The 12,150-nt window shown below is 47.8% G+C and carries 12 protein-coding genes and 1 riboswitch; of the genes, 9 read left to right on the top strand and 3 right to left on the bottom strand.

Annotated features, from left to right (window positions below):
- The first annotated feature begins 11 nt into the window (after positions 1-11).
- The 6 genes from B5Z18_RS02160 (at position 12) to B5Z18_RS02135 (ending at position 4,063) form a co-directional block, all read left to right on the top strand.
- Positions 12-1,034: a pyridoxal phosphate-dependent aminotransferase gene (locus B5Z18_RS02160; RefSeq protein ID WP_079467753.1), complete on the top strand. Its 1,023-nt coding sequence runs from the start codon at positions 12-14 to the stop codon at positions 1,032-1,034.
- The gene (cbiB, locus tag B5Z18_RS02155) at positions 1,019-1,969 is read left to right on the top strand and encodes an adenosylcobinamide-phosphate synthase CbiB (RefSeq protein WP_079467752.1); all 951 of its coding nucleotides are present in this window, start codon (positions 1,019-1,021) and stop codon (positions 1,967-1,969) included. The genes B5Z18_RS02160 and cbiB overlap by 16 nt, the downstream gene beginning before the upstream one ends.
- Positions 1,951-2,802 carry a Rossmann-fold NAD(P)-binding domain-containing protein gene (locus B5Z18_RS02150; RefSeq protein ID WP_079467751.1) on the top strand — a complete coding sequence of 284 codons (852 nt, stop codon included), beginning with the start codon at positions 1,951-1,953 and terminating at the stop codon, positions 2,800-2,802. Before cbiB ends, B5Z18_RS02150 begins: the two co-directional genes overlap by 19 nt.
- Positions 2,803-3,206: 404 nt before the next feature.
- Positions 3,207-3,512: a head-tail adaptor protein gene (locus B5Z18_RS02145; RefSeq protein WP_079467750.1), complete on the top strand. Its 306-nt coding sequence runs from the start codon at positions 3,207-3,209 to the stop codon at positions 3,510-3,512.
- Positions 3,513-3,514: 2 nt separating this feature from the next.
- Entirely contained in the window at positions 3,515-3,799 is a 285-nt protein-coding gene (locus B5Z18_RS02140) for a DUF6881 domain-containing protein (RefSeq protein ID WP_079467749.1), read from the top strand.
- Positions 3,800-3,847: 48 nt separating this feature from the next.
- Positions 3,848-4,063, top strand: a complete 216-nt coding sequence (locus tag B5Z18_RS02135) for a hypothetical protein (RefSeq protein ID WP_079467748.1) — start codon at positions 3,848-3,850, stop codon at positions 4,061-4,063.
- Positions 4,064-4,081: 18 nt separating this feature from the next.
- Here the strand turns inward: B5Z18_RS02135 and B5Z18_RS02130 are convergent, their stop codons facing one another.
- Both B5Z18_RS02130 and B5Z18_RS02125 read right to left on the bottom strand, forming a co-directional pair.
- Entirely contained in the window at positions 4,082-4,774 is a 693-nt protein-coding gene (locus tag B5Z18_RS02130; RefSeq protein WP_079467747.1) for a uracil-DNA glycosylase family protein, read from the bottom strand.
- 8 nt (positions 4,775-4,782) lie between these two features.
- Positions 4,783-6,900 (bottom strand): ATP-binding protein, encoded by a 2,118-nt coding sequence (locus tag B5Z18_RS02125; RefSeq protein ID WP_079467746.1) that lies wholly within the window; start codon positions 6,898-6,900, stop codon positions 4,783-4,785.
- A gap of 296 nt (positions 6,901-7,196) precedes the next feature.
- Here B5Z18_RS02125 and B5Z18_RS02120 point away from each other — a divergent pair, with 296 nt between their 5' ends.
- The 3 genes from B5Z18_RS02120 to B5Z18_RS02110 all read left to right on the top strand — a co-directional run bounded on the left by B5Z18_RS02120 (position 7,197) and on the right by B5Z18_RS02110 (position 10,939).
- Entirely contained in the window at positions 7,197-8,429 is a 1,233-nt protein-coding gene (locus tag B5Z18_RS02120; RefSeq protein ID WP_079467745.1) for a YdcF family protein, read from the top strand.
- A gap of 54 nt (positions 8,430-8,483) precedes the next feature.
- Positions 8,484-9,431 (top strand): NAD-dependent epimerase/dehydratase family protein, encoded by a 948-nt coding sequence (locus B5Z18_RS02115; RefSeq protein ID WP_079467744.1) that lies wholly within the window; start codon positions 8,484-8,486, stop codon positions 9,429-9,431.
- A gap of 72 nt (positions 9,432-9,503) precedes the next feature.
- Positions 9,504-9,617: riboswitch (SAM riboswitch) on the top strand.
- 149 nt (positions 9,618-9,766) lie between these two features.
- The gene (locus B5Z18_RS02110; protein WP_079467743.1) at positions 9,767-10,939 is read left to right on the top strand and encodes a trans-sulfuration enzyme family protein; all 1,173 of its coding nucleotides are present in this window, start codon (positions 9,767-9,769) and stop codon (positions 10,937-10,939) included.
- On the opposite strand, the gene B5Z18_RS02105 is transcribed toward B5Z18_RS02110, so the two are convergent.
- Entirely contained in the window at positions 10,896-12,107 is a 1,212-nt protein-coding gene (locus tag B5Z18_RS02105) for a dicarboxylate/amino acid:cation symporter (protein ID WP_079467742.1), read from the bottom strand. The genes B5Z18_RS02110 and B5Z18_RS02105 overlap by 44 nt on opposite strands.
- Between the last annotated feature and the right edge of the window lie 43 nt (positions 12,108-12,150).

The following is a 12,150-nucleotide window of genomic DNA, read 5'->3' as shown; positions in this document are numbered from 1 at the left end:
ATTATTGCATTATGATACAAGGACACGGAGACGATGGGTACCTGTTTAATCAGCAGGTGAAAGCTGACTTCAGCTCCAACGTATGGTATGGCGGTTTACAGGAAGGATTGAAGGAGCATCTGAAGAATAAAGTAACCGGCATAGATCATTACCCCGATGCTGGTGGTGCAAAACTACAGGCCCTGCTGGAAAGTCAGGCCGCGCTGCTTGCTGGCAGCATCCTGGTCACCAATGGAGGCACAGAGGCTATTTACCTCGTGGCACAGGCATTCACAGGAGCCACTACCACGGTGGTAGCACCCACTTTTTCGGAGTATGCAGATGCGTGTAAGCTATACCGGCACCAGGTGCAGTACCTGCAATGGGATAAACTTACGCCGGATACAGTGTTCAGCAGCGACCTGGTATTTATCTGCAATCCTAACAATCCTACCGGGCAGGCATTGGATGAAGCGGCCCTGCAAAAACTCATCACACATAACAAGCATACGGTGTTCATCATTGATGAAGCCTATATACAATTTACACTGAATGCCACTACCATGCTGCCGCACCTGCAGCGGTTGCCGAATGTACTGGTGCTGAGGTCCATGACAAAAACCTGTTGCATCCCCGGATTACGGCTGGGTTATGTGGCGGGAAGAAAACAACTGCTGGACCGTGTCCGTACTTTCCGGATGCCGTGGTCGGTAAATAGCCTGGCACTGGAAGCCGGCTACTATATCCTGGAACACCCGGAGCAGTTTACCATTGCCACCGGCAGCCTGTTGCAGGAAACTTTTTATTTATGGGAGAGTGTCCGTAAGATGCCGGAGTATAAAGTGTATACATCGCATACGCATTATTTTTTGTTTGAAACATTAACAGGTACGGCGGCTACGCTGAAGGCCTGGCTGATGGAGAAGTATGGACTGCTGATCCGTGATGCCTCTAATTTCTACGGACTGGGACCCGGGCATTGCCGGGTGGCCTGCCGCAATGCCGCCGATAATCAATTACTGACTATTGCTTTGCGCCAATGGACCCTCTATTAGCATTCGTACTGCCGTTACTGTTAGGGTATGCCGCCGATCTGCTGCTGGGAGATCCGCGCAGCTGGCCGCATCCGGTAAAACTTTATGGCTGGCTGATCAGCCAGGGTACGCGTTTGCTGAACAGGGGCCGTGCCAGGTTCTGGAAGGGAGCATTGCTCACTATTACACTGTGCGTGGCCGTGTATATAAGTTTTTATTTTACGCTTATAGTACTATCGGGGTGGCCAGTAGTGTACTATGCATTCAGTGCAGTGTTTGTTTTTTTTGCGCTGGCCAACAAAAGCCTGCTGCAGGAAGGCAAAGAAGTATTTGATGTTTTACATCAAGAAGGATTGGAAGCCGGCCGCAGGCGGCTGTCGTGGATAGTTGGGAGGGATACCGCTCATCTCTCACCAGATCAGATCCGTATCGCGGTGTTTGAATCGATGTCGGAAAACCTGAGCGATGGGGTAGTAGCGCCACTGTTTTTTTATGCAGTGCTGGGCCTGCCCGGTATGATGCTGTATAAGATGATCAATACCCTTGACTCCATGATAGGTTATAAGAACGGGCAATACCTGTATTTTGGACGCTTTGCCGCCCGCCTGGATGATGTAGCTAATTTTATTCCGGCCCGTATCACGGCGTTGTTGATGATCCTCCTGTATGGCAGCAGTCGTGCCTGGCATTTTATGATTAAATACGGACCGGCACACAGCAGCCCAAACTCAGGATACCCGGAGGCCGCACTGGCAGGGATTCTTGACTGCCGCTTTGGTGGTCCCAATTCGTACCAGGGCGTGGTAGTACACAAGCCTTACATCGGTGAAAATGAACGCAGTATTGAACACGGAGAATTCAGCAAGGTGATGTACCTTAATCACGCAGTTACCTTCGTGATGGTAATCAGCATTATTGCGGTAAAATATTATTTTATATGGACAGCACAGCAATAACCCACAAACAGGAAAGAAAGGAGAGGATCAGTGTTTTAAGCTGTGGCTGGCTCGGAAAGCCCCTGGCATTGCACCTGCAAACCCTGGGCTATTCCGTAAAAGGAGCCCGCACCAGCATTGCAGGCGTACAGGAATTGCAGGCGCTCGGCCTGGAAGCATACACCGTAGTACTGTCGGAAGATGTACTAACAGGCCCCGACGCCTTCTGGGATGCCGACATACTCATCATAAATGTTCCGCCACGGAAAGAAAGGGGCAAAGATGCACATGTATCTGAAATAGCCCTGTTGCGCAGCTTTATAGAAACCACGCCTATCCGCAAAGTTATCTTTGTAAGCTCTACCTCCGTATATAAAGATATCAACGGACTGGTAACAGAAGAAAATGAAGAGTTGCCCGATACCCCCAACGGGATGGCATTGCGGGAAGCAGAAAACCTGCTGCTGGAATCAGGCGCATTTGATACCACTGTGCTGCGTTTCGGCGGCCTTATTGGCTACGACCGGCTACCGGACCAGCGCCGTATCATGGAAGGCCGGAAAGCCAACGCCCAGCCCATGAACGTGATCCACCGGGACGACTGCATCGGTGTTATCCGGCAGGTGATAGAAAAAGAGGTATGGGGCGAAGTGTTTAACGCCTGCGCCAGCGGACATCCGCAACGCAGCCATTACTACAAGGCCGCCGCACAACGCCTCGGTATCCAGATGCCGCGCAGATTGCCCGCGGAAGAGGAGCCGTATAAGATTGTGGGGTCCAGTAAACTGAGAAACCTGCTGGGATATACTTTCCTCTACGATGATCCATTGCAGGTATTTAATATTAATGTTTAGAAAATATGTTTTGATATTATAATTAAAGGAGATAAATACCGCCGTACCCCTTCTCCCTGAAAAATCATATCAGCGGACTCTGGCGACCTTAATATATAGATAGTGCATAGATAGTGCATGGATAGTGCATCAATAGTGCATGAGGAGTGCATGCGAACAGTATAGATAGTGCATGGATAGTCCATCAGGTACCCATGTCCGAAGCACCGGAGAAGCATCCGGGAAGTAACCTTTAAGTAAGCACTACTCTCCATGTCTCCTCCCCGGGACCAATCCGCCCGCCCTTGTAAAAAAAATTGATTACATGCGTTAAATTCACTATATTGTAGTATCACCTCTTTTATGCCAACAGGAGGTGCGGTTCAACCATAACATATTTATTCAACCTAAACCTAAAAAAAGCCGTGAATCTGCTGCTCCTTGGCCTGTTTGCCCTCGCATTATGGCTGATGTTCTCCCTGTACAGGAGTCACAATCGCAAAAAAGCCGAATTGCTCTTACCCGTAAGGTCTGCGAGTATTGTGAAAATTCATAGTTACAAGTCGTTCGGTATCATTGCCACCATCCGCTTCAAAGAGGAACTGACCCCTCAGATAGGCGACCGGTTGCATGAAGAAGGCAATATCTACCAGATCACCGGCGTGGTAACGCCCGATCCGGTACCCGAACAACCCAAAGATACCTGGGACTGCCGTCTTGTAAAAATCTGAGCATGGAGTATCTCAAAGTATCCTGGCTTCATCATTTTGAAGACGAACCAATATACCTGTACAGTGAGATAGATTCGCAGCGTTTCGAAAACCGGAAAATTGAAATCTACCCGGATGGAAGCTTCGGCATTGCCTGCAGCAATTTTCATTTCGGCGGTACCGCCTTGTCCGACCAGGTAATGCCCGGTTTGGAAGAAATCAGTGAAGAACGGCAGTTTATTCCGGAGTTAATTTCCCAGGCAGAATTCGAACTGATCTGGAATCAATATTTTTATTTTTTGTCCTGACATAGCTGGTCCGTGGTTTGCGTAAGATCTCTTAGAAAAAAGAATCTTATGAACGCTTTTATGATCAAAACTTCCGGAGGCCGCTTTTATGTAAAGCCCTCTTCAGCTGAACGCTTTCTGGTAGATGTAGACGGAGAAGAGGTAATGATGGAAAAAGATGAGGACGGATTTGTGCGCGCACCAGGCGCTACAGACAACGGCCGTCGTTTAAACATGGGACTACTGAACAACATTGCAGACCAGATTGCGGTTCAGACGGCGTAAAAAATCCACAGGTTGGGGTTATGTGTGTTCCTCAAAAGCCGTCAGGTATTTGTCGATATACTGCGACTTCGTTTTGGATTTATACTGCATCACAAAACGGGGATGTTCCAACGGAACAACGGCCCCGAAAAATTTCTCCTTTTCATTTAATGCCTGCAGGAACGCGGCATTCTTTCCTGTCCCCATACAATAGCATACCTCACGACTGATATTCCACTGCAATTGTTCTTTTAAACTGCTCACAATAAACGGATAAGCAGCTTTTGTTAAAGCAGCGCTGTCGTAATAATTGTAGTTTATTTCTTTTCCGCCGGGTTGGAGGGAGGTAAATCCAAGCGGACAAATGGAGCTGATATAAAAATGTTGGTAAAACTTTTTCACCCCGCCATAGGCGTCTATCACGTCATACACAAAAACAGAAGAAGGCTCGTGCGTTTTAAGCCCGGTAATTTCAATGCCGCACTTTTCCCACATACGTTTGGTATCCGTAAAGGGTACGCCGGTTGACCCCGATCCCAGCCGGCCGGGATTGATGCCCAGGATCAGTTGCCGCGGCTGTTTGTCGTCATAAAATTTTTTGTAGAACTGGGTCATGATACCCATAATACCGGGGCCTTCCCGGAAAGGGTTCATCACACGTATACCTGCGGGCAACTTGCCCGGGAAATGCAGCTGGCTGTTGAAAGCAATGATCTGATCGGCGATAGTCATTCCGCAATTTAAGCCATTTGGTGATGCCTGGTAATTTTCTCCAGGATGTCCTCTTCGCGGTAAGGCTTCATGATGTAATCATTTAAACCTGAGCGGAGATACAGCTCAATATCATCTTCCATAACATTACCGGTAATGGCAATAATGGTTACTGCGGCTTTCTTCTTGTCAGGTAATTCCCGGATCATGTTGGTCAGCATCAGTCCATCAATACCGGGGAGGTCAATGTCGGTCAGTATAAAATCGAATGCTTCACGATGGTACACTTCCAGCGCTTCTTCTGCTGAAGAAACAATCAGGTAGGAAGCCTGCATTCTGTCCAGCATCAGGGCCAGTAATTTCTGGTTGAGGATACTGTCCTCAACCACCAGTAACCGGATACCTGCCGGAATAGTAGCGTTTGTAGATGTATTATTCACCGGGACAATAATTTTTTTGGTAACAGGTGATGGGGTCATCAGCTTGTACCTGATTTCAAAATAAAAAGTAGAGCCTTTTCCTGCAAGACTTTCTACATGTATCTTTCCGTTGTGCAGCTCGATGATCTTCTTGGAAATATGCAATCCCAATCCGCTTCCTTTATGATAATGGTTATTTCCCTGAGAGAAAGCATCGAATACCAAAGGTAGTTCTTTATGTGAAATACCTACACCTGTATCTTTTACGCTTACCTGTAATAAGTTGTTGTCACGCATATGCGCTGTTACGGTAATGCCCCCTTTTTCCGTGAATTTAATGGCGTTGGCCACCAGGTTAATCAATACCTGCTTCAACCGGAAGGCATCGCCCAATACAATTAAAGTGCTGGGGAAGTAAATGTTTACATCCAGCGTCAGTGATTTCATGGATGCCTGTACGGCCAGGGTATTGCACACCTCTTCAATAGCGGTGCGGGGAGCAAACTTCTCTTCCCTTAACAGTGGCTCTGCAGATTCCATCCGCGTGTAGTCGAGCACGTTATTTACCACCTGTAACAGCATTTCTGCCGAATGACGTATAGCCGCCACCGTTTCCGGTGTTTGGTCGCGCTCCAGCAGGTGCGTGTAGCCGAGCACCGACTGCACCGGTGTGCGTATTTCATGGCTGATGGTAGCTGCAAAGTCGCTTTTCTGTTGAGCAAACTTTTCCGCCTGTTGCTTGGCCCTCAGCAAAGCCAGGTCGTAGCGGTATAAACGGACGATACCATATATAATGATCCCCGCCAGTAACAGGATGAGGGGAATTTCCCAGTAATTGTGCTTATCCAGCCTGTAGAGGGAATGATCGATGTCCTGGCCCAGCTGTAACCGCTTCTTATCGGTTTCCGCTACAATATTCTGTTTCAGGTTGGCCATGAGGAGAAGCAGCCCGGAGAACAGCCGTTCGTTGGCAATAACGAGGGCATATTCTTTCTGCTTCAGATTATTATGACTTTCGGTGGCGTCTTTTATAAACTTGTTATAGGCGGCCTGGATCTTTGACAGCTGATCTTTTGAAAAGGCTTTGCCCTCTTTAGGGGCGTCGTATTGAACGATTTTCACCTGCTGGCTGGTTTGCTGTACCTGCGATTTATTACTGATCGCATCCTTGATGCGGCCCAGTAATTTCTTGCGGCCTTTGGTGGTAGCTGTTTCCGTAGTAACAATGGTATCAGCTTTTATATTAGGCGCCGGTATTTTGATATTGCCCAGTTGTTGCAGGGGGAGGGGCTGGGTGGCCGTGTCCCATACCTGCGATAGCTGCAGTAATGAATCTACGTATTGCCGTGTCTGTAGGAACAGCTGCGACTTCCTTGCTTTGTCGGCCAAGAGCGCATGTAGCTGCTTCTCATTTTTGGCGGAGTTCATGGCGCTGTCCAGGTGCGCAGTAATGCTGCTCAACTGACCCACATAAGCATTCAGGTAATGCTTGTCGTAGGTAAGCGTATATACGCGGAAGTTATTATCGGCTGCATATAGCAGCTGTACGGCCTGGTCAATATGACCAACATCTGTTTTGGTGGCTATCAGGTCTTTAACAACTATGCTTAACTGTGCTGACTCTTTCTTTCTTAAAGAGATGATCATAAAAAAGGTCATCAGAACAATCACCATTATCGTTAACACAGCATAACGTACAAAGGTCTTTTTTTCTTGGGTTGTATACATTGTTACATATGATTGGGACGTTGGCTTGGTGGCTAAACCGCGACGAAAATAAATGATTTTATATTCCGTAACTAATAGATAATCAATGAAAAACAAAAAGAATGGGTATGTATTTTCTGCTGAGTTTCCTATATATTATTATATTTAATACATTATATATTTTTACCTATTAAAACTTTCATATACCGTCAGGCTTCAAGGTTTAAATATTGGTATATAAAATATAGGTTATATTTAAGGGAGAAGATAAAGTTCCCTTTTCCTTTTGTATTATTGTTCCTGTAATACCTGCTTTAATGAAAAACTGCTTTCTTACCGGCCTGTTACTCCTGGTGTTATCCTGTACTTTTGGTCAACCTGCTTCGCCGGACCTGCATTACAAATTTTACAAGGGAACCAGCGTTTTGCAGGACAGGATCTTTTACCTGTTCACACTGCTGGAGCGTGTGCCCGGGCTGCCACAGCTGATGAATAAAGACAGTACGCTTATCGCATTGCGCAACACCTACACACAGCGTGTAGCCCATCCCGTGAGTAGCGGCGATCTTACCGCTTCTTTGCAGTTTAGCGGTAGTACCATTAATGAAGTGAGTGGCGCCTTTCTTACATTATTGCAGCAGCACCCAAAGGAGATGGAACGCCTGTTAAGCGAAATGCGGGGCAGTGGCCTGTTCCAGCTATATGCCGGCAAAACCGACGCCGCATTCCTCTCTCTTGCCTGGAAAGACGCTGCCGATGGGGTGAACTATATCCTTAATGCCTATACGAACGGTAAAGGGCTGCGTTACCCCGTGATTGACTCTGCCACTTATTATGTGTTATCGCCCGCCTACAGGACAATGGTGCAACGTGTAATGGAACAGGCGGCGGAAAAGCAGCCGGACTTATTTTTCCAGCCGTCGTTGCAGGTGGCGCTGGGCTTACTGGAACTAAACCGCCGCGATGAAGCCGTGCGCTATGAACCCTTATCCGGTACCAATGAAGAAGCGTATAAACAAATAAAGAAAACAGACTGGAACAAATATCCATACACCGCCATGCTTATTTTGGGGGCAAGCCCCGTGGCAAAGGAAACAATCAGCGAAACCGGTAAAAGCCGCTGCCGCACCGGGGCAGAACTGTACCGCAAAGGAATGGCCCCCTTTATTATTGTATCCGGCGGGCATGTAAGACCCGTGGGGACCCAATATTCCGAAGCGGTGGAAATGAAGAAATACCTGGTAAATGAACTAAAGATCCCGGCTTCAGCGGTAATGGTAGATCCTTATGCCCGCCACACCACCACCAACGTGCGTAATGCCGTAAGGATCGTGTGGCAGAGCGGCATACCAGCCAATAAAAGGATGATGTGCGTGTCTGACGTCATGCACATCGCCTATGTGAACAGCCCGATGTTTACCCAACGCTGTACAACAGAGCTGGGATACATGCCTGCGGCAGATATCAAGCAAGCCGATCTTTACTTTTTGTCGTTCCTGCCAGACCTCCGGTCGCTGCAGGTAAATGTTTTTGATCCCTTAGACCCCTGAAATAAAATATTCCGTTCACTCATTCGTCTATCATAATAAACACATCCTCATTTTATGTCTGATTCTTCTATCCAGCCCTTATATACAATCCTCGGTGCAGGAGGTATTATTGCTAACGATCTGGCAGCCGAACTGGTGCGCCACGGCAAAAGGGTACGTCTCGTAAGCCGTTCGCCGAAATCCATTGAAGGCATTACCGACCTGGTACCGGCTGATATTACCGATGCCGCGCAAACAAAGAAAGCCGTAAAAGGCAGCGCCGTGGTATTTCTTACTGCCGGTCTCAAATATGATATCAAGGTATGGTCAGACGCATGGCCGAAGATCATGACCAATGTAATTAATGCCTGCAAAGAAGCCGGTGCAAAACTCATCTTCTTCGACAACGTATATCCTTACGGGTTAGTAAGCGGCCCAATGAAAGAAGATACGCCGTATCATCCGGCCAGTAAGAAAGGAACGATCCGTGCGGCTATTGCCACCCAATTGATGAACGAGGTGAAGGCCGGTAACCTGACCGCCACCATTGCAAGGTCCGCCGACTTCTACGGACCCGGCGCCGATAAAACCGGTTTCCTCAACCTGCTGATCATCGATAAGTTCAGGAAGAACAGCAATGCCATGTGGCTCGGAAAAGACGATCAGACACATAGCTACACCTTTACGCCGGATGCCGCCAAAGGATTATACCTGCTTTCCCAGGACGATACTTCCTGGAACCAGGTATGGCATCTGCCCACCGCCAACCCGGCGCCCGATGGTAACGGATATGTGAATATGATTGCTACCCAGATGGGCGTAAAACCTAAGTATATGAAGCTGGGCAGCTTTATGCTCACGCTCTCCGGGCTGTTTGATACCACGATCCGGGAAATGAAGGAAATGCTGTACCAAAGCAACTATCCCTATATTTTCGACTCTACAAAGTTTGAGCAGCATTTTAAAGTGAAACCTACTTCTTATGAAGAAGGCATCCGTTTAACACTCGCACATAAACAATAGTCTACTGATTTTGTAGGAAAATAAATTTGGAAGTTATTTTTTCTGCCTTATCTTTGCACCAGTTCTTTAAATAGCTTATCAAGAAAGGAGGAGGGACATGGCCCGACGATACCTTAGCAACCATCACTGTGCAAACAGTGAAAGGTGCTGCATCCATCCCGGTTTACGGACCAGGAAAGATAAGTCAGATCAATAGTTTTGCTTTATATTATTCTTCCAATATTAGAAAACTCATCTGGCTCCCAGGTGAGTTTTTTTTATGCTCCCACCTTTTTGATATGCTCATTTAACGGACCTGTTTAATCAATTTTCATCAAACTAAAAATCAAACAAGGATGAGCACTATCACTGAACTGATCCATTCTATTCCCGTAGATCCGCAAACAGGCGCTATTGCCGTGCCTATTTATCAGACCTCTACTTTTGTGCAGGACGCGCCCGGCGTAAATAAAGGATACGACTATGCCCGGTCCAATAATCCTACCCGCGAAACCGCAGAAAAGATCATTGCAAAGCTGGAAGGCGGCGCTACTGCATCTGCCTTTGCCAGTGGCCTGGCAGCGATTGACGCGGTGATCAAACTCCTGAAATCGGGCGATGAAATTGTAGCGGTAGATGATATTTACGGAGGTGCGTTCCGGTTATTCAATAAAGTATATGAGAAGTTTGGTATCAAAGTAAACTATGTGGATACTTCTGATACGCAGGCGGTGTTCAACGCCATCACGCCGGCCACACGCCTGATCTGGCTGGAAACGCCCACCAATCCAACGCTGAAGATTTCAGACATTGAAGCCATTGGCCGCATTGCAAAAGCACATAACTGTTTGTTTTGTGTAGATAATACCTTTGCTTCCCCCGTGCTGCAAAAGCCGCTGCAGCTGGGCGCCGACCTGGTGATCCACAGCGCTACCAAATACCTGGGCGGCCACAGCGATCTGATTGCAGGGGTAGTAGTAGCTAAAACATTACAGCTGGGAGAGGAGATCAAATTTTATCAGAATGCCTGCGGCGCTATTCTTTCGCCATTCGACAGCTTCCTGCTGATACGTGGTATCGAAACATTACATCTGCGTATTAAGCAGCATGGTATTAACGCACAGGCGCTGGCAGAATACCTCGGGAAACACCCGGCAGTGGATAAAGTATTTTACCCGGGGCTGCCATCGCATCCGGGGCATGAGCTGGCAAAGCGGCAGAGTAAAGGGTTTGGAGGGATTATATCTTTTACTTTGAAAGATGACAGGGCGGAAGCAGCCACTGCTTTTGTTACCTCCACGCACTATTTTAAACTGGCGGAAAGCCTAGGCGGTATCAAAAGTTTGTTGTGTCACCCCGCGGCCATGACCCATAAATCCATTCCCGCAGAAAAGAGAAGGGCAGCAGGCGTGAGCGATAGCCTGATCCGTTTATCAGTAGGGTTGGAAGAAACAGCCGACTTGCTGGCCGACCTGGAGCAGGCATTTACGAAACTGCCGGCGCCCGCCCTCGCAGAAAACGTGTTGTGAGCATGGCAGCTACATTGTCTCCCGTTGCATTGAGGATCGTAGCCAGCGGATCTACCAGTGTGCCTATAATCATCAGCGGCGGGAGCGCTTCTATGGGGAAGCCGTAAATGCTCATCACCAGCAGTTCGCCGATGTAACCGCCGTTAGGAATACCGCCTTCCACGATGCTGGCTATAACGGTAACGCCTAGTGCCATTAAAATTACTGCTACACCATCGAAGCCCCTTCCGAACATGGCAAACACCACCGCCATTTTTATAATGGAAGAAATGCTGGAGCCGTCTTTGTGAAGCGTGGCGCCCAATGGCACCACCACATTACCAATATCGCGTGGAACGCCCATCCGTTCTACTGCCTGGAGATTAGCCGGAATAGTAGCGATGCTGCTGCCGGTACCAACAGCAGTAAGGGTAGGAATGATATTATTCTTCCAGAAAATTTTTATACCGGGTATACCACCGGCAACAAACGCATATGCGCTGAAGCCAACAATAAAATACACGATGCCAAAGCCATAATAAATACCGAGGGAGTGCGCGTAGGTGCCAAACAGTTGTGGCCCTACGGTGCCCACCTGGTAAGCGAAGTAGGCGCCCAGCCCAACAGGGCCCAATTTCATAATGAGCGTCAGGATATCTTTCATCACCTCATTACCGGATTGCAGAAAGCCGCGGAAAGCAGCGCCTTTTTCACCGGTACGCATAGCGGCAAAACCAACCAGCCCGGAGAAGATGAGGAACGGCAGCATATTTTTACGTGACAGCAACTCGTAAAATTCATTCACGGTGAGCAGTCGTACCAACTGTTCCCCCCAGTTACCCGGCTGTTCCAGGTTCACATCTTTTGTGAGGGTTACCTGCTGGTGGATAGGAAATATCCAGACGGCCACAATCGTAAGAAAGGCAGAGATGAGAACGGTACTCAGAAATACCAGCGACATAACGCCGAGGATACGGCCCAGCTTATGCCCTGCTTCTATGTTGGCAATGGCAGAGGAGATAGCAAAGAATACCAGTGGTATAATGGCAGTAAACAACAGGTTTAAAAAAACATCACCCAATGGTTTAATAATGGCTACACGCTCACCAAATATAAGCCCGGCAATACTGCCGGCGATGATGCCTGCCAGTAACCAGAACATACTGCTGTACGTTTTGAGGAATCCCATACCTGAAGTTTATGATTTACAAGATAACCAAATGTATCTGTTC

The sequence above is a fragment of the Chitinophaga ginsengisegetis genome (assembly GCF_900168065.1).
Taxonomy (GTDB): Bacteria; Bacteroidota; Bacteroidia; order Chitinophagales; family Chitinophagaceae; genus Chitinophaga; species Chitinophaga ginsengisegetis.
The sequence above is the reverse complement of the archived record's forward strand: the minus strand, read 5'-3'. Positions and strand labels throughout refer to the sequence as shown.

Excerpts from the sequence above, each read along its gene's own strand:
- B5Z18_RS02120 (WP_079467745.1), top strand. The coding sequence starts at position 7,197 with ATGAAAAACTGCTTTCTTACCGGCCTGTTACTCCTGGTGTTATCCTGT.
- B5Z18_RS02150 (WP_079467751.1), top strand. The coding sequence starts at position 1,951 with ATGGACAGCACAGCAATAACCCACAAACAGGAAAGAAAGGAGAGGATC.
- B5Z18_RS02140 (WP_079467749.1), top strand. The coding sequence starts at position 3,515 with ATGGAGTATCTCAAAGTATCCTGGCTTCATCATTTTGAAGACGAACCA.
- B5Z18_RS02105 (WP_079467742.1), bottom strand. The coding sequence starts at position 12,107 with ATGGGATTCCTCAAAACGTACAGCAGTATGTTCTGGTTACTGGCAGGC.
- B5Z18_RS02135 (WP_079467748.1), top strand. The coding sequence starts at position 3,848 with ATGAACGCTTTTATGATCAAAACTTCCGGAGGCCGCTTTTATGTAAAG.
- B5Z18_RS02160 (WP_079467753.1), top strand. The coding sequence starts at position 12 with ATGATACAAGGACACGGAGACGATGGGTACCTGTTTAATCAGCAGGTG.
- B5Z18_RS02115 (WP_079467744.1), top strand. The coding sequence starts at position 8,484 with ATGTCTGATTCTTCTATCCAGCCCTTATATACAATCCTCGGTGCAGGA.
- cbiB (WP_079467752.1), top strand. The coding sequence starts at position 1,019 with ATGGACCCTCTATTAGCATTCGTACTGCCGTTACTGTTAGGGTATGCC.
- B5Z18_RS02125 (WP_079467746.1), bottom strand. The coding sequence starts at position 6,900 with ATGTATACAACCCAAGAAAAAAAGACCTTTGTACGTTATGCTGTGTTA.
- B5Z18_RS02110 (WP_079467743.1), top strand. The coding sequence starts at position 9,767 with ATGAGCACTATCACTGAACTGATCCATTCTATTCCCGTAGATCCGCAA.
- B5Z18_RS02130 (WP_079467747.1), bottom strand. The coding sequence starts at position 4,774 with ATGACTATCGCCGATCAGATCATTGCTTTCAACAGCCAGCTGCATTTC.